Annotated in this window: 13 protein-coding genes; 2 read left to right on the top strand and 11 right to left on the bottom strand. The window is 68.5% G+C overall.

What is annotated here, in order from left to right:
- Nucleotides 1-115 precede the first annotated feature (115 nt).
- The 9 genes from ABD255_RS15925 to ABD255_RS15885 all read right to left on the bottom strand — a co-directional run bounded on the left by ABD255_RS15925 (nucleotide 116) and on the right by ABD255_RS15885 (nucleotide 12,615).
- Nucleotides 116-3,007, bottom strand: coding sequence for a vitamin B12-dependent ribonucleotide reductase (locus ABD255_RS15925; RefSeq protein ID WP_344214465.1), 2,892 nt, complete (start codon nucleotides 3,005-3,007; stop codon nucleotides 116-118).
- An 86-nt stretch (nucleotides 3,008-3,093) separates the two neighbouring features.
- Entirely contained in the window at nucleotides 3,094-3,585 is a 492-nt protein-coding gene (gene nrdR, locus ABD255_RS15920) for a transcriptional regulator NrdR (protein ID WP_344214463.1), read from the bottom strand.
- Nucleotides 3,586-3,865: 280 nt separating this feature from the next.
- Nucleotides 3,866-5,566 carry a dihydroxy-acid dehydratase gene (locus ABD255_RS15915; RefSeq protein ID WP_344214461.1) on the bottom strand — a complete coding sequence of 567 codons (1,701 nt, stop codon included), beginning with the start codon at nucleotides 5,564-5,566 and terminating at the stop codon, nucleotides 3,866-3,868.
- Nucleotides 5,563-6,474: a dihydrodipicolinate synthase family protein gene (locus ABD255_RS15910; protein WP_344214459.1), complete on the bottom strand. Its 912-nt coding sequence runs from the start codon at nucleotides 6,472-6,474 to the stop codon at nucleotides 5,563-5,565. Before ABD255_RS15910 ends, ABD255_RS15915 begins: the two co-directional genes overlap by 4 nt.
- Nucleotides 6,471-7,856, bottom strand: coding sequence for an NAD-dependent succinate-semialdehyde dehydrogenase (locus ABD255_RS15905; protein WP_344214457.1), 1,386 nt, complete (start codon nucleotides 7,854-7,856; stop codon nucleotides 6,471-6,473). Before ABD255_RS15905 ends, ABD255_RS15910 begins: the two co-directional genes overlap by 4 nt.
- Nucleotides 7,857-9,593: a GH39 family glycosyl hydrolase gene (locus tag ABD255_RS15900; protein ID WP_344214455.1), complete on the bottom strand. Its 1,737-nt coding sequence runs from the start codon at nucleotides 9,591-9,593 to the stop codon at nucleotides 7,857-7,859. It abuts the gene before it with no gap.
- Between the two features lies 1 nt (nucleotide 9,594).
- Nucleotides 9,595-10,416, bottom strand: coding sequence for a carbohydrate ABC transporter permease (locus tag ABD255_RS15895; RefSeq protein ID WP_344214453.1), 822 nt, complete (start codon nucleotides 10,414-10,416; stop codon nucleotides 9,595-9,597).
- Complete coding sequence (locus ABD255_RS15890) at nucleotides 10,409-11,338, bottom strand: carbohydrate ABC transporter permease (RefSeq protein WP_344214451.1); 930 nt, start codon at nucleotides 11,336-11,338, stop codon at nucleotides 10,409-10,411. Before ABD255_RS15890 ends, ABD255_RS15895 begins: the two co-directional genes overlap by 8 nt.
- A 107-nt stretch (nucleotides 11,339-11,445) precedes the next feature.
- Entirely contained in the window at nucleotides 11,446-12,615 is a 1,170-nt protein-coding gene (locus ABD255_RS15885; RefSeq protein ID WP_344214449.1) for an extracellular solute-binding protein, read from the bottom strand.
- A 210-nt stretch (nucleotides 12,616-12,825) separates the two neighbouring features.
- Here ABD255_RS15885 and ABD255_RS15880 point away from each other — a divergent pair, with 210 nt between their 5' ends.
- Nucleotides 12,826-13,506, top strand: coding sequence for a GntR family transcriptional regulator (locus tag ABD255_RS15880; protein WP_344214447.1), 681 nt, complete (start codon nucleotides 12,826-12,828; stop codon nucleotides 13,504-13,506).
- A gap of 4 nt (nucleotides 13,507-13,510) precedes the next feature.
- On the opposite strand, the gene ABD255_RS15875 is transcribed toward ABD255_RS15880, so the two are convergent.
- Nucleotides 13,511-15,382, bottom strand: a complete 1,872-nt coding sequence (locus ABD255_RS15875) for a glycerophosphodiester phosphodiesterase (protein ID WP_344214445.1) — start codon at nucleotides 15,380-15,382, stop codon at nucleotides 13,511-13,513.
- 98 nt (nucleotides 15,383-15,480) lie between these two features.
- Between ABD255_RS15875 and ABD255_RS15870 the strand changes: the two genes are divergently transcribed.
- On the top strand, nucleotides 15,481-16,431 hold the full coding sequence (locus ABD255_RS15870; protein ID WP_344214443.1) for a nucleoside hydrolase: 951 nt from the start codon (nucleotides 15,481-15,483) through the stop codon (nucleotides 16,429-16,431).
- Between the two features lie 249 nt (nucleotides 16,432-16,680).
- On the opposite strand, the gene ABD255_RS15865 is transcribed toward ABD255_RS15870, so the two are convergent.
- Nucleotides 16,681-17,226, bottom strand: a complete 546-nt coding sequence (locus ABD255_RS15865; protein ID WP_344214441.1) for a LysM peptidoglycan-binding domain-containing protein — start codon at nucleotides 17,224-17,226, stop codon at nucleotides 16,681-16,683.
- Nucleotides 17,227-17,411 lie beyond the last annotated feature (185 nt).

Below are 17,411 nucleotides of genomic sequence, written 5' to 3'. Positions count from 1 at the left end.
TCCTCTGTCCAGAACCGGACCCTGTCCACTACTTGCCATAGGCAAGCTGACACGCTGCGGCCCCCGGGGAAGGTGGGAAGTTCCCGGGGGCCGTGGCGCTATCAGCCAGGGGTTGTCAGCTGCAACCCGAGGTGCTGCCGCAGCCTTCGCAGACGTAGCAGGAGCCGCTCGGGCGCATCTTGGTGCCGCACGTGAAGCAGAGCGGCGCGTCGACCGAGGTGCCGGTGATCAGTTCGAACATCTCGGCGGTGGTACGGACCTCGGAGGACAGCGGCTTGGCGGCCGCGGCCTCGGTCGGGACCTCTTCGACCTCGACCTTCTCCGCCACCGGCTCGACGGTCTTCAGGGACTCCGCCTCCGAGATCTCGACGGGGGCCGGCTCGTAGGAGCCGGTGTCGAGTTGGCGGGAGCGCTCGTCGGCCGAGTAGATGCCCAGGGCGGCGCGGTCGTCGAACGGCAGGTAGTCCAGCGCCAGCCGGCGGAAGATGTAGTCCATGATCGACTGCGCCATCCGGACGTCCGGGTCGTCGGTCAGACCGGCCGGCTCGAACTTCAGGTTGGTGAACTTCTGGACGTAGGTCTCCAGCGGCACACCATGCTGCAGCGCGATCGAGATCGCGATCGAGAAGGCGTCCATCACCCCGGCCAGGGTCGAGCCCTGCTTGCCCATCTTCAGGAAGACCTCACCCAGGCCGTCGTCGGGGTAGGAGCCGGCCGTCATGTAGCCCTCGGCGCCGCCGACGCTGAAGGAGGTGGTGCGGGACGGGCGCGACTTCGGCAGCCGCTTGCGGGTCGGCCGGTACTCGATGACCTTCTCGACGACCTTCTCGGCCGCGGCCTCGGTCGACGCCTCGGCCTTCTTCGCCTTGGAGTCCGACAGCGGCTGACCGACCTTGCAGTTGTCGCGGTAGACGGCCAGCGCCTTCAGGCCGAGCTTCCAGCCCTGGAAGTAGACGTCGGCGATCTCCTCGACCGTCGCGGTCTCCGGCAGGTTGACCGTCTTCGAGATCGCGCCGGACAGGAACGGCTGCGCGGCCGCCATCATCCGGACGTGGCCCATCGGCTTGATCGCCCGCTCACCCATCGCGGTGTCGAAGATCTCGTAGTGCTCGGGCTTCAGGCCCGGCGCGTCGACGACGTGGCCGTTCTCGGCGATGTACTCGACGATCGCCTCGATCGTCTCCTCGGTGTAGCCGTACTGACGCAGCGCCCGCGGCACCGTCTGGTTGACGATCTGCATCGAGCCGCCGCCGACCAGCTTCTTGAACTTGACCAGCGAGAAGTCCGGCTCGATACCGGTGGTGTCACAGTCCATCATGAAGCCGATGGTGCCGGTCGGTGCGAGCACCGAGGCCTGCGCGTTGCGCCAGCCGTTCTTCGCGCCGACCTTCAGCACGCCTGCCCAGGCGGCGGTGGCGTGCTTCTGCACGTCCTTGTCGATCTCGTGCACGGTCCGGATCGCGTCGTTGGCCGCGGCGTGCTTGCGCATCACCCGGGTGTGCGCGTCCTTGTTGCGCTCGAAACCGTCGTACGGGCCGACGATGCCGGCCAGCTCCGCGGACCGCTTGTACGACGTACCGGTCATCAGCGAGGTGATAGCGCCCGCCAGTGCGCGACCACCGTCGGAGTCGTACGCGTGGCCCGTTGCCATCAGCAACGCACCGAGGTTCGCGTAGCCGATGCCCAGCTGCCGGTACGCGCGGGTGGTGTCGCCGATCGCCTCGGTCGGGAAGTCGGCGAAGCAGATCGAGATGTCCATCGCGGTGATGATCAGCTCGACGGCCTTGACGAAGTTCACCGAGTCGAAGGAGTCGTCGTCGGTCAGGAACTTCATCAGGTTCAGCGACGCCAGGTTGCAGGACGAGTTGTCCAGGTGCATGTACTCCGAGCACGGGTTGGACGCGGTGATCCGGCCCGTCTCCGGGGTGGTGTGCCAGTCGTTGATCGTGTCGTCGTACTGGATGCCCGGGTCGGCACACGCCCAGGCGGCGTGGCTGATCTTGTCGAACAGCTCGCGGGCGTCGACGGTCTCGATGATCGAGTTGTCGATCCGGGCCCGCAGGCCGAACTCGCCCTTCTCCTCGACCGCACGCATGAACTCGTCGGTGACGCGCACCGAGTTGTTCGCGTTCTGGTACTGCACCGAGGTGATGTCGCGGCCGCCGAGGTCCATGTCGTAGCCGGCGTCGCGGAGGACACGGATCTTGTCCTCCTCGCGCATCTTGGTCTCGACGAACTCCTCGATGTCGGGGTGGTCGACGTCGAGCACGACCATCTTGGCCGCGCGCCGGGTGGCGCCGCCGGACTTGATCGTGCCGGCCGACGCGTCCGCGCCGCGCATGAAGCTGACCGGGCCGGAGGCGGTGCCGCCGGAGGACTGCAGCAACTCCTTCGAGGACCGGATCCGGGACAGGTTCAGACCGGCACCGGAGCCGCCCTTGAAGATCAGGCCCTCCTCCTTGTACCAGTTCAGGATCGAGTCCATCGAGTCGTCGACGGCGAGGATGAAGCAGGCCGACACCTGCTGCGGGGACGTGGTCCCGACGTTGAACCAGACCGGCGAGTTGAAGCTGAAGTACTGGTGCAGCAGCATCCAGGTGAGCTCGTGCTCGAACACCTCGGCGTCGGCCGGGGCGGCGAAGTAGCCGTGCTCCTCGCCGGCCTTGCGGTAGGTCTTCACGACCCGGTCGAGCAACTGCTTGAGGCTCCACTCGCGGTTGTCGTGACCGACCGCGCCGCGGAAGTACTTGGTGGTGACGATCGTGGAGGCGTTCACGCTCCAGTAGTCGGGGAACTCGACCCCGCGCTGCTCGAAGACCGTCTCACCCGTCTTCCAGTTCTGCTGCACGACGTCGCGACGCTCCCACGTCACCTCGTCGTACGGGTGAACACCCTCGGTCGTGAAGATGCGCTCGATGGTGAGTCCCGCGGGCGCGTTCTTCCGCCCGCGGAACCCGGCCGTCGACCTCTTGGTCGACCCCGAGTGGCCGGTCACCGTCTCTGTCATGTTGGCTCCTCGCCTGTCCAATGTCGCGGTCTGTCGGGACCGCCCCGTTGAGTGCTGCTGGTACTGCGTACTGCTGGTTCCCCGATTTATGTCTGGGTCGTCTCCTGCCGCGGCGGCTCGGTGCCTTCCGGCTCCTTCTCCGCTCGCAGCAGCGCGATCTCCGTCTCGAAGTCGTCGGCGGACTCGAACTGCCGGTAGACGCTCGCGAACCGCAGGTACGCGACCTCGTCGAGCTCGCGCAGCGGACCGAGAATGGCCAGTCCGACCTCGTGCGCGGGCACCTCCGGCGAGCCGCCGCCCTTCAGCGCGTCCTCGACCTGCTGGCCCAGCCGGGCCAGCGCGTCCACACCGACCGGCCGGCCCTTGCAGGCCTTGCCGACGCCCTGGATCACTTTTTCCCGGCTGAACGGCTCGGTGGCGCCGGAGCGCTTCACGACCGTGAGCTGCATCTGCTCGACGGTGGTGAACCGCTTCTCGCAGACCGGGCACTGCCGCCGGCGGCGGATCGCTCCGCCGTCCTCGGCGACCCGGCTGTCGACCACTCGGGAGTCCACGTGCCTGCAGTAGGGACAGTGCATGGCAGACCACTCCTCCCGTGAGCGACCACCCCCGCCTGGGGATGAATCTGTGGATCAGCTGGGGACAACTTGTGTATGACCTGTGCGTAACCAACCACTACCTGTGGATGACTTACAGGCTTGTAACTACTACATCTAGGGATGCTACGTCCGGCCTCCGACAGTTTGCAAGAACGGCCGAATCTCGCGCGCGTCTCTTTGTTCCAACACCCGCGCGGGCCCGTGTACTCCCGCGTGGCGCCGCCGGGACGACCTTTTCGAGGAGCAAAATGCGCCCCGGTCAATCCCCCGTGCGCGGCACGCAGAAGTCGAAGTCGCAGCCCCTGTCCGCCCCCAGGACGTGGTCGTGAAATAGCCGCCGGTACCCCGTCGCCGGGGCCGCCGCGGGCGCCGGCAGCGCGGCCCGGCGGGCCTCCAGCTCCTCGGCAGGGACGAGCAGGTCCAAGCTGCCGGCCGACACCGACAGCCGGATCAGGTCACCGGTCCGGACCAGGGCGAGTGGACCACCGAGCGCCGCCTCCGGCGTCACGTGCAGCACGATCGTCCCGTACGCCGTACCGCTCATCCGCGCGTCCGAGATCCGGACCATGTCCCGTACTCCGGCCCGCGCGAGCTTCCCCGGAATCGGCAGATAGCCCGCCTCCGGCATGCCCGCCCCCAGCGGACCCGCGTTCTGCAGGACCAGCACGTCCGACGCCTCCACGTCCAGCTCCGGGTCGTCGATCCGCGCAGCCAGGTCCGCCAAGGAGCTGAACACCACCGCCCGCCCGGTGGTCTCGAAGAGCGCGGGATCTGCCGCGGATCGCTTGATCAGGGCCCCCGACGGCGCCAGCGAGCCCCGCAACCACACGAGCCCACCCTTGTCCCGGCTGGGTGCGTCCAGGGGCCGAACCACGGAACGATCCACCCAGACAGGACCGTCCCCCAACCTCTCTCCTAGCGTCTCCCCAGTCACTGTGAGTACAGAGAGGTCTAGTAGGTCCCGCAGTTCATGCAGTACTGCGGGCAGTCCCCCAGAGGCATGCAGATCCTCCATGTAGTGCTCCCCGGTCGGCTTGAGCTCCACCAGCACCGGTGTTGTCTCGCTGAGCTCATTCAGCTCGTCAGGGTCTACCGACAGCCCGAGCCGACCTGCCATCGCCGTCAGGTGGATCAGCGCGTTCGTGGAGCCACCTATCGCCAGCAGCACCCGCAGGGCGTTCCGCAGGGAGGCTGCGGTCACCACCTGGTCCGGAGTACGGCCGGCGGCGGCGATCTCGACAGCCGCAGTACCGGTGGCTTCTCCTAGGCGTAGGCGATCAGCGTGGACCGCAGGGGCAGCGGCGCTGTCGGGCAAGGCCATCCCGAACGCCTCCACCAGACAGGCCATCGTGCTGGCAGTTCCCATCACCGCACAGGTGCCGGTAGTAGTCGCCAGGTTGCGCTCTACCCGGGCGATCTCAGCCGCATCGACTTCACCGGCGCGGTAGCGGCCCCAGAAGCGGCGGCAGTCAGTACAGGCGCCGAGCCGCTCGCCCTGGTAGCGACCGGTCGACATCGGCCCGGTGACGAGCTGGATCGCGGGCCGGCCAGCCGAGAAGGCACCCATCAGCTGGGCCGGCACCGTCTTGTCGCAGCCGCCGACGAGCACAACCGCATCCATCGGCTGCGCCCGGACCAACTCCTCGACGTCCATGGCCATCAGGTTGCGGTAGACCATCGCTGTCGGCTCGAGGAAGCTCTCCCCCAGCGAAATGGTCGGGAACTCCATCGGCAGCCCTCCGGCCGCGAGCACGCCGCGGACCACCGACTTCACCAGCTCTGGTTGTTGCCGGTGGCAGGGGTTGTAGTCGCTGAAGGAGGTCGCGATGCCGATCACCGGCCGGTCCAGCGACTCCGGCGACCGGCCGCTGGCGTGCAGGAAGGTCCGCCGCAGGTAGCGGGAGAAGTCCCGATCGCCGTAGCTGACCAGCCCGCGGTAGATCCCGCTCTCGTCGCTCATCCGGCCAGCACATCATCCGGCAGCACGATCCCGGGCGTCTGTCTCAGATGTTCGGCCAGCAGCGAGAGCATGGCGGCGGGCGGAACGGCTCCGGGAGCCCGTACGGCGTCGGACTCGATCAGGCCGCGCAACAGCAGGCTGTGCTTGCGCAGCCCGAGTGCGATCCCCGCCTGGAACTCGAAGTTCACCAGCGGCAGGTAGTCCATCCAGACGGCGCGCGCCGCCTCGAATCCACCCTGGCAGTACGCCGAGACGCAGGCGAGCAGTCCTTCGGGCACGGAGAACCCGGTCATCGCACCGGCGGCCCCGACGGCGAGTTCGTCCAGCAGGCAGGTGCCGCCGAGTCCCCCGAAGACAGGCACGTCGAGTCCGGCCACCAGCTCGGCCACAGCCGGCGGGCTCGGGGACGACTCGGACTTCACCGCCACCACAGCGGGCACCATCCGGATGGCGGCGACCAGGTCGGCCACAGCGATCGAGACACCGCTGACCACCGGATAGTCCTGCACCACGATCGGCTGATCGGTGCGGTCGGCAACCGCTCGAAGGTGCTTGCCCAGGGCATCCGGATCCGCGGTGTTCACCTGAACCATCAACCCGGCCAGCCGATCGCCGGCGGCGGGCAGGATGTTCTCGGCCTCGGCACACACCTGATCGAGCTCGAGCGCGCTGATCCCGACGACCAGCGGCAACGAGGCGGTGGAGGCGACCACCGTCTCCACCACGGTCCGGCGCTCGGCGGGACTCAGCCGGGCAGCCTCGCCGAAGACACCGAGGACGGTCAGCCCGGCAGCGCCGATGCTCTCGTAGTGCCTCACCTGGCGAGTCAGCGAGTCCATGTCGACCGCCGAGCCGTCGGCGGTGAGCGGCGTGGCCAGCACGCCCCAGACCCCGGGTCGCAACGTCACGGAGCTCCTTTCGTCGTGACCGCGGTGGCGACCGTGTAGGCCTCGAGGCTCTCGGTGCCGCCCTCCCTGCCGTATCCGGACGCCTTCACGCCGCCGAACGGCGAGGCCGCCGAGGCGAGCGCGACCTCGTTGACGCCGATCATGCCGACGTCTAGTCCCGCGATCGCCTCGTCCGCCCGAGCCAGCGAGGCGGTGAAGACGTAGGCGGCCAGGCCGTAGGGCACGGCGTTGGCCTGCGCCAGGCCGTCCTGGAGTGTGCCGAACGGCAGAATCGGCATGATCGGCCCGAACGGTTCGTCCCGCAGTACGGCGGCGTCGGGCGGGATGTCGGTCAGCACGGTCGGTGGGTAGTAGAAGCCCGGGCCGTCGGGCCTCTCACCGCCACACAGGACTTTGGCGCCGCTGTCGTCGACCAACGCCTCCACGGCGTCCACCCGGCGCTTGTTGGCAAGCGGTCCAACGCTGAGCCGACCTACCCGTTCCACCACGGCGTCGACGAACTGGTCGAACACTGCCTCCTGGGCGAAGATCCTGCTGGGCGAGATGCAGACCTGCCCGCTGTTGCGGAACTTGGACCTGACCAGGGCGTCGGCTGCCCGGCCCAACTCGGCCTCGTCGAGGTCGTCGAAGACCAGCACCGGCGCGTGACCACCCAGCTCCAGCGTCAACGGCTGCAGCCGCTCGGCCGACAGGCGCACCAGCGTCTGACCGACCGGCACCGACCCGGTCAGGGTGATCTTCGCGATCACCTCAGAGCCGATCAACCTCTCACTCACCCGCGGCGGATCCCCGGTGATCAGATTGACCACCCCGGCCGGCACTCCGGCGTCAGCCAGAGCCCGGACCAGCTCGGCGGCCGTCCGCGGAGCCTCGACCGCCGGGCACAGGATGATGCTGCAGCCATACGCGACAGCGGGAGCCAGCTTGCGGGCCGGCAACGACGCCGGGAAGTTCCAGGCGGTGAATGCCGCGACCGGACCAACCGGCCGACGTTCCACCCAGGAGCGACGACCCGGTGCTGTAGGCAACAACCTTCCGTACGACCGGACCGCTTCAGCTGCGAACCAGTCGAAGTACTCCGCCGCCTGCCGCACCTCGGCCGCGGCTTCCTCGAGCGGTTTGCCCTGCTCCTCGGTCAAGATCGCCGCGATCTCGTCGACTCGTTCCAGCATCAGCCGCGCTGCCTGATCGAGCACCTCCGCCCGATCGGACGGCGCGGTACGGCGCCACACCTCGAAGCCCGCGGCCGCTGCGGTCAACGCTTCGTCGAGGTCTGAATCGGTTGCGTTGGGCACCGACGCGACCACCTCCTCGGTGGCCGGGTTCAGTACGTCGATGGTCCGCCCGTCCGAGGCCTGCCGCCAGCTCCCGCCGATGAACATTCAGCCCTCCTGCCGAGGAGTCAGTACTACGAGGCTCAGCGACGGCAGGGGTAGTTCCAGCGACAGGGTCAACCCGTCGTCGGCGTCGACCTCGACGTCGTCCGCGAGTCGTTCGAGGCCCTGCCGGTCGGCGATGGTGGCGAGTTGCTCGGGTGTCGGGTCCTGCGGAGCGCCCAGGTCCTGCCAGACCGTGTGGCTGTTGCTGTGGTTCCGGTCGATCCGCCACTGCTCGACCTTCCACGCGCCGCTCAGGCCGCGCAGTTCGACCTCCACCGCCGCGGCGGTGGCGTCCTCGGAGTACTGATCGTCCGCGTGCCGCCAGACGATCAGCGCGACGCTGCCGTCGGACGAGCTGCGGCTGGCGAGTACGTCGATCTCCTCCGGCAGTCCGTTGCCCAGCGCACCGAGATCGAGGTCGACGGCTGCGGACGAGGTGGCGCCGAGCCGGCGGTCCCGGAGGTGGGAGAAGGCCCGGTACGCGTTCATCAGCGGCTTCTCGATCCCCGAGGCGGTGACGAAGCTCCGGGTGCCCTCGAAGTACCGCTCGCCTTCCATCGAGAAGCTCCAGGTGGTTGCCTCGCGCACCTTCGCGGCGTGTGTCGCGTTGAGGTCGAGCACCTTCTTCATCAGCTTGGCCTGGAAGACCGGGTAGTACTCGTTGTTGCGGTAGACGAAGTTCGCGTTGTCGTAGATGCCCCAGTGGGCCGGCACGGACGCGTCGCACTCGTCGACGATCGCGGGCAGCCCCGTGAAGGCAGGGAACTCCTCCATCACCGCGAGCATCCGGTCGATCTCCCGCAGCATCTTGGTGGTGGACGGCGACTGCTTCACCGGTGCGGGCGAGCCGATCGGGCCGTACGTGCGCCAGGGCGAGAAGGCCGAGCCCTTCGTGTGGAACGACACGAAGTCCAGCGGCAAGTCCTGTTCGGAGCACGCAGCCAGGAAGCCGCGGAGGAACGTCACCCCCTTGTCTCCGCCAGTCACGGTCGGACCACCTACCCGCCCGTCAGGGAGCACGCTGCGGATCGCGCGCGCCGTCACGGCGTACAGGTCGTGGAACTGCTCGGGGGTGCCGCGCCAGTAGAAGATGTCCGGCTCGTTCCAGAGCTCCCAGAGCCACTGCGACACCTCCTCCTCGCCGTACCGGTCGAGGCAGTGCTGCGCCAGGGCAGCGACCAGACCTCCCCACTTCTCGTAGTCCTTCGGCGGGTAAGACCACCAACCCGCCTCGTACCCGCTGTACTGCGTTGGGCTGTTCTCGAACGGGTACTCCGCCTTGGCCTCCTCCGGCACCAGCGCCAGCGGCGTGAACGCGAGCTCCACCAGCGGGTGGTGGCCAGCGGCAACGATCGTGTCGTAGGTCTGATCGGCGATGGTGAAGTCGTAGAAGGGCTTGCCGTCGGCATCTTCGTGGTAGACGTTGCCGCTCCCCCAGTGCGGCAGGCCGAGCCCGGTGCCGCTGTTGAAGATGTAGTGCGGCCGAACGTGGTACGGCGTCTCCGCGAACCCGCCGATCGTCTGCAGGGTCCGGCGGCCCTGTGGGGTGTAGGTCCAGTTGATCTCGTCGTAGCCCAGGCTCGCCCACGGCCGGTCGAGGATGCCCTGGTCGTCGTTCACATCCACGGTCACCCGGGCCTGCCGCACGTGCGGGGCGTCCGGATCGGCCGGCGTGTAGGGCACCTCCTGGACACCGCTGCGGGAGCTGTTCTTGTCAGGCACATCGGTCTCGGTGGTCATCTCAACCTTTCAGTCCGGTGCTGCTGATTCCTTGGATGATGAAGCGCTGGGCGAACAGGAAGACGAGCAGCGGTGGCGTCACGGCCAGTACGGTCGAGGCCATCACCACCCCGTAGTCGACGTCCCCGTACGCCGACCGGAACGTCACCAGCGCGAGGGGAAGCGTCTGCATGCCCGGGGAACTCGTCGAGATCAACGGCCAGAGGAAGTCGTTCCAGGCGCCGAGGAAGACCAGGATCCCGAGCGTGGCCAGGGCCGGCCGGATCAGCGGGATCACGATGTGCCGGTAGGTCTGCCAGGCGCTCGCGCCGTCCACCCGGGCGGCGTCGGTGAGATCGGCCGGCAGGTTCACGATGAACTGCCGGATCAGGACGACGCCCAGCAGCGACACGATGTGCGGCAGCGCGAGAGCGCCGTACGTGTTCAGCAGGCCGAGCTTGTTGAACTGCTGGAACAGCGGGACCAGTACGACCTCGCTCGGGATCAGCATCGTCACCAGCAGCAGGCCGAAGACCACGCTGTTGCCCCGGAACGGCAGCTTGGCCAGCGCGTAGCCCGCCATCGAGCAGACGATCAGAGCGAGCACGGTCGAGCTGACCGCGACCACCGTGCTGTTGAAGAAGGCAACGAAGATGTTCACCGCCCGGCCGCCCGGGTCGACCAGCATGCCCCAGTTGGCCGTGGTCGGCTCGGCCGGCACCAGTTGGTTGCCGTTGACCGTCGATCCCTCGAAGGAGGAGGAGAGGGCCCAGAGCAACGGAAGTGCCCAGAGCAGCGCCATCAGCAGTGCCGCGCCGGTGGCGATCCATCGCGCCCTAGCCATTGTTGGCCGCCCGCCGGGTGAGGAGTTGCTGCGCGACGGCGACCACCAGGATCACCAGCGCGAGCACCCAGCCGATCGCCGCGGCGTACCCGGTCCGGAAGTCGCGGAAGCCTGTCTCGTAGAGCATCTGCAGCACCACCCTCGTACTACCGCTCGGACCACCCGCGGTCAGCAGGTACACCTGTTCGAAGACCTTGAAGGAGTCGATCAGCCGCAGCAGGATCACCAGCCCGAGCACCGGTGCGATCCCCGGCAGCGTGACGTAGCGGAACTGCTGCCACGCGCTGGCGCCGTCGATCCGCGCCGCTTCGTACAGAGGCTTCGGGATGTCCTGCAGCGCGGCGAGGAGGATCAGCAGTGGGAAGCCGACGCGCCACCAGAGCGTCAGCAGGACCACCGCACCCATCGCCTCACCGGGTTGCGTCAACCACTGCTGGGTCGGCAACCCGACCCGCTCCAGCACGGTGTTGAGCGATCCGTTGACCGGGTTGAGCACCAGGTTCCAGATCAGCGCCACCGCCGCACCGGGCAGCAGGTACGGCGAAACGAACGCCGCGCGCAGCATGTTCCGCCCGGACAGATCGCGGTTCAGCACCAGCGCCAGGATCAGCCCGACCGCGATCAGGATCGGCACGTTCAGTACGACGAACAGCAGGGTGTGCCCGAAGGCGGCGCGGAAGTCGCTGTCCCGAGCCAGGCCCAGGTAGTTGTCCAGGCCGACGAATCCACCAGTCCCGTCGGCGACGTTCACATCCGTAGTACTGAGGAAGAGGCCGTTGACCACCGGTACGGCCCACAGCAGCAAGTACAGAAGGGCGAACGGGGTCAGGAAGAGCACGGCCGCGCTGCTTCGGCTTCGGCCCGGCTTCGGGACGGTTCGAGTGACGGGAGCGGATCGGACCCGGCTGGTGAGGACACTCATGACGGCTCCTTCATCGTCGCGGTCGCCCGGGCCGCGGCCCGGCGGAGCTCGGTCTCGACGTTCGCCCGCTGGTAGACGACGTCGTCCATCGCGTCGTTGAGGTACTGTTAGGCCTGGTTCCAGCGGTACGCGTACGGCGCGAACCGGGCGTGCTTGGCCTGGTCGATGAAGACGCTCATCTTGCGGACCAGCGGATCCTTGCTGGCCTTGATCGGCTCGATCGCCGCGCGGCTCGCGGGCGCCTGCGCGCCGGCCCAGGCGACGCTGCCCTCGCGGACCAGCCAGGAGATGAACTTCTGCGCCTCGGCCTGGATCCACTCGTCGTTCTTGCGCTGCTTCGGGATGCAATAGATGTGGGAGGTCGCGACCACCGCGCGCGGGCCGTCGAAGAACTGCGGCAGCGGCGCCACGTCGAGCTGGGTACCGCGGTCCTTGTTCGCCTTGAGCTGTTGCGCCAGGCCCCACGGGAAGGTGCAGACCATGCCGACCTTCTGGTCGGTGAACAGCTGCCCGACCTGCAGGCCGGTGACGAGTTGCTGCGGCTCGACCTTGTAGCGGTGCACCAGGTCCTGCTCGAACCGCGCGGCCTCGAACCCGGCCTCGCCGGCGAACATCGCCTGGCTCCGCTCGTCGATCAGGTCGCCGCCGGCCTGCCAGTTCATACTCAGCCACGGCATCCAGACGCCGGACTCGCGGATGAATCCCCACGGTCCGGACTTCTTCAGCGCCTGCGCCGCCGCCAGGAACTCGGCGCCGGTGGTCGGTGGGCGATCCGGATCCAGCCCCGCCTTCTCGAAGAGTTGCCGGTTGTACCCCAGTGCCTGCGGACCCGTGCTCATCGTCACGCCGTACAACTGGTCGTCGACCTGGCCGAGCTGCCAGGTGCCGTCGATGAAGTCGTCCGTCGCGAGTCCGAGATCGCCGAGCTCGATCGGGTGCAGGAACCGTTTCAGCGGCGGGATCTCGTAGCTGTGCAGGGCCACGATCGCCGGTGGAGCGCCCGCGAGCGAGGCGGTCAGGATCTTGGTCAGGTAGTCGCCGCCGTAGGCGGGCGCGGTGAACCGGACGGTGACGCGGTCCTGCGAGGCGTTGTAGCGGTCGACGATCTTCTGCATCAGACCGCCGTCGCCGCCGGTGTAGAAGGTGGTGAACTCGAGCACGCGACCGCCCCCGCGGGTCGTGTCGTCGAACGGCGAGGAGCAGCCGGCCAGGCTGGCGCCCGCGGCTCCTCCGGCCGCGAGGCGCAGCAGCCGGCGCCGGGTCAAGGTGGGCAGCACGGAGTTCTCCCTCTGACGGAGCGGTCATGAGTGGATGGGCCGGCTGGCCGGGCCGGCGGTGCCGGAGGCCTGCGACCGGGATCTCCGGCGCTGCCTCTCCCCGTGGCGGATTCTTACCGGTAGCCTGATCTCGGCGTTGTCAAAAGTCAATGGTTAACAATCGACCATTTACACCGATGGAGAGAATTCTCCTGAGGGATGGAGGGGACCGTGGCCAGTGCGCTGGACCAACTCGCGACGCAGACCGAACGCAGCCCGGCGCTGTGGGCCACGGTGGTTCCGGCGATCCGGCAGATGATCATCACCGGCGCCCTCGCCCCCGGCGAGCATCTGCCCGAGGGAGAACTGGCCAAGGCGCTGCAGATGAGCCGCGGGCCGGTCCGCGAGGCCCTGATCGAGCTCGAGCGCGAGGGCCTGGTCGTACTACGCCGGCACCGCGGCGCGCAGGTGATCGCGCTGACCGCCGACGACGTGGAGGAGATCTACACGCTCCGGCTCAGCCTGGAACGGCTGGCGATCGAGCGGGCCCTCCCCCGGCTCACCGACGAGCACCTCGCCACGATGGACGAGGTGCTCGACGGGATGCGCGAGCTCGGCCCGGAGTACGAGCCGCAGACCGCGCTGGAGCTCGACCTCGCCTTCCACCACGTGCTCTACGCCGCGGCGGGACACGCCCGGCTGGATCGCGCCTGGCAGCAGATCCGCAGCCAGGTGGCGATGTTCCTGCACTCGCGGCACGTCGCCCGGCGCGACTTCCACGAGATCGCCTACGCCGAGCACAAGGCGATCCGGGACATCGTGGCGGGCGGCGATTCCGCGGCGGCCGTCGAGGTGATCGAGCAACACCTGATCGGCTCCTACCACCGGCTGATCGCCGCCCGCCCCGACTGACTGCTCAGCGAAGGGCCCGGGCCTCCGCCACGATCAGCTCCCGCCGTACCGCGCTCAACCCCGCCGCGGCGGGCGTCGACGCGTACGTGGCCAGTACGCCGTACTTTTCCTGGCCGAGCAGTGTCGTCATCGTCGAGACCGCGGCCGGCGACGCCCCGGAGGTCAGGATCAGGTGCGCCAGCCCGGTGCGGGTGGCGACGATCTCGAAGCTGGACACGGTGCTCGCGTCACCGGCCTGGGCCTTGATCTCGTGCGTTCCGGCGGCCAGCGTGGTCGGGTCGACAGCAGCGCCGTTCTCGATCGGCTTGCCGTCCAGCGTGATCGTCGCCGGCTCGTTCGAGGAGACGGCGATTCGCAGCGCCTGGGCCCGATCGAGCTTGGCTCCGGCCGCGGGATTGAGGACTGTCACCTGGGGCTTGGCCCGTTGCAGGAAGGCCGCGTTCCAGCCGGCCAGCTCCGCCGGGCGGTTGGTGATGATGCCGTCCACGCCCGCCTTCTCCAGCGCGTTCCACCGAGCCGCGTCGTCGACAGTCCAGACGTTGACCGCGACACCCGCCGCGTGCAGCTCCGCGATCGCCGCGGGACGAGTGGACAGGGCCGCGTCGGACGGGTTGTACGCGGACAACTCGAGGTCCTTGGCGATCGCGACCGGGTCTGGATCGAGCGTGCTGCGAAGCAGGCCGAGCGGGAGCTCCGGAGCGAGCTCGTGCGTCCAGCGCAGGTGCTGCGGTTCGAAGCTCTGCACGAAGACCCGGCTGCTCATCCCGCGGTCCCTGATCTCGGTGACGATCCGCGCGACCGAGTCCCGGGTGTGTGCGCCCTTGACCTCCAGGAGCAGGTTGCCGCCTCGCGTCTTGAGCCCGTCCAACTGCTGGGCAAGAGTCGGAACCCGCTGGCCGGTGAAGGCAGGCGCGAACCACGATCCCGCATCCAGCGTGGCCACCTGGGCCGCCGTCAGCGACCGGACCGCGCCGGTGCCGTCGGTGGTCCGGTCGACCGTGTTGTCATGCAGGATCACCGGTACGCCGTCCTTCGTCGGCTGGACGTCGTTCTCGATCCACTCGGCCCGGGCCCGGCGAGCCACCTCGTCGGAGGCCGCGGTGTTCTCGGGCGTGGCCGACGACGCGCCGCGGTGGGCGAAGACGCGGAGCGGAGCACCCGGCTTGCGGATGAACGACTCCTTCGCCAGCGGAGTCACCTTGAGGTCGTCGAAGGACACGGTGGCACCGTTGACGAACAACGCCTGCACGCCGGCCGCCGTACGGTTCACCATGCTGGTGCGGAGCGACTCGCGCCCATCGACGTACCAGGTGGCGCGGGTGCCGCGGACCTCGACGGCGACGGCCACCTCCTTGCCGACGCCGACCTGGATCGGGGCGGCGGCGGTGTCGGTGACGTTCCAGGTGTTCGACGGCGTGCGCTGGGCGAACTCCAGGCCGTTGGTCGCCGTGGAACCGTTGCGCATCGTCGCGATCGACCACGGGACCGCGCCGCTCGGCGCGAGGTCGAGACCGAGGGCGACCCAGCGACCTCCGTCCAGGGCCGACTCGAAGCGGAGGTGGCTCTCGATCCGGTAGTCGGCGAGCGGCGTGCCGAAGGTGATCCGGCTCAGCTGGCTGGAGGTCGACGAGGTGCCGACGAGACGGCCGCTCTGGACTTTCCAGGCGCCTTCGACCGCGTTCCAGCCGGCCGGGAGGGTCGTGCCGTCGAAGGTCTCGTTCACTGTCGGGTTCTCAGCCGCAACGGCCGCGACTTGGTTGGCGACCGGGGCGGCTGGGTCAGCGCTGGCCGACTGGCTGGGTATCAGGGCGGCGGCAGTGGCAGCCGCGGCCAAGGCGGCAAGCACTGCGCGAGGGCGGCGGGGGGTGAGCTTCATAAACACCGAACGTAGAAAAGTCACACGAACTACGCCAGAGCTGGTGATGAATTGACCACCAACGCCGGATGGCCGCACCGATGGGTGAGGATGGCGGAATGAAGCCGATCATCCTCGACGTCGACACCGGCCTCGACGACGCCTGCGCGTTGCTGCTCGCCGCCCGCCACCCCGACCTCGACCTCAAGGCGGTCACGTGTGCCGGCGGGAACGTCGGCATCGACCAGGTGGTCGTGAACACCCTCACCGTGCTCGAGGCCGCCGGCCGTCCCGACGTCCCGGTTGCCCGCGGCGCCGCCTTACCGCTCCTCCAACCCGTCCGTACCGCGCCGCACGTCCACGGCGCCGACGGCCTCGGCAACCTCGACTGGCCAAAGTCCACCCGTACCGCGGAGGGCCGCCACGCCGTCGAGTTGCTCCGCGATGTCCTGCTGGAGGCGGCTCGCACCGGAGACCTCATCACCTTGATTCCCCTGGCGCCGCTGACGAACATCGCCCTGCTGCTGCGGACCTACCCGGAAGCCGCCGCGGGTTTGCGCGAGATCGTCTTCATGGGTGGCGCGGCCGGAATCGGCAACGCGACCGCCTCAGCCGAGTTCAACATCTGGACCGACCCCGAGGCGGCCGCGATCACCCTCACCGCCGCAGGCGAACTCGGCGTCGAGGTGACGATGTACGGCCTGGACGTCTTCTACGACGTTCCCATCACCCTGTCCGAGGCGAAAACACTCGGCGGTTCACCCTCAGCGGATCTAGCCCGCCTGTTGATCGAAAAGCGCTGCGATCTCTACCGAGCAGACCGCGCAACCATCGGCGACGCCGGCGCCGTCTGCGCGGTCATCGACCCACCCGGCCTCACCACCCGCCCGTTCCCGCTACGAGTCGAACTCTCCGGCACCTGGTCCCGCGGCCGCACCATCGTCGACACCCGCGACTGGTCAGGCGACCTGACCACCGACCCCTTCGGCCCCCAACCAAACCCCGTACAGGTAGCCACCGCAGTAGACGGCCCCCGCTACGCCAACCTCTGGCTACAAACCGTCAGCTAGCCCCCACCGCCGACATGGCTGGAACAGCCGGCGCCAGTGAGCACGAACCAGGTTGTTGGTGAGCTCGTCGAGCAACAGCACATCCGGGCCGAGCACCAGCGACAGCGCGCCTCCCTCGTTCAAGTACGGAAGGACGAAATCAACTCGCTCAGGCGACGACCTGCGGCTAGCGTCAACTCGCACTGAGGCCGCACCGACTGTTGCCCTCAGCAAGCGGGCTTTCGATCAGTCGGCACCGTCCGCGGGACGTCAGCGGACGGGAACTTGGAGGGTCTGGCCGGGGACTACGTCGGCGCGGGTGTTGAGGTTGTTGAGGTCGGCGATCTGTTCGACGATCAGGGTGGGGTCTTCGGTGGGGTTGGTCTCCTGGGCGATCGACCAGAGGGTCTGACCGGCGCCGACCTCGACCTGGACGATGTGGTCGAACTGCGGCTGCGGGTCCAGCACGCCGGCGATTCGCAGGCCGAGGACGGCGATCGCGGCGCCGAAGACGAGGACCGAGACGGTGGTCAGCAGCATCCTGCCGCGGCGGGTCAACTGCAGGGCCGACGGCTCGATCTCAGCGGCGGCGCGAGCCCGCGCGGACTGGCGGCGAGGCTCGGTCACGGTCCGGATCTGGACGTGCCGACCGAGGTCGTCGCCTGAGCAGGCGCGAACCGGCAGCCGCTCAGTGGTCGTGCCGGGGATCCTGCGACGGCGCTGACGCGGGTCGGCGCCGGGCGACGCCACCTCGGTCGTCGCGCCTGCCGGCACGCCGGATGTCAGAGCTCCTGACGCCAGGGCCGCTGTCCTCATCGGATCCTCCAGACCTCGTTCAGACCTCGTCGTACGTGTCGTCGTTCGGTGTCGATCTCTGTCTACCGGCCGCCGCCGACAGTTTTCGGCGAGCACCTCGCCGCACCGTCCCGGCGACCGGCTGCCCGACCGACCCGAACACCTGTTCGATCGAACGCCTGTACGAATGATTAACCGACAGACCC

Source organism: Kribbella sancticallisti, from assembly GCF_039530625.1.
Classification (GTDB): domain Bacteria; phylum Actinomycetota; class Actinomycetes; order Propionibacteriales; family Kribbellaceae; genus Kribbella; species Kribbella sancticallisti.
The sequence above is the reverse complement of the archived record's forward strand: the minus strand, read 5'-3'. Positions and strand labels throughout refer to the sequence as shown.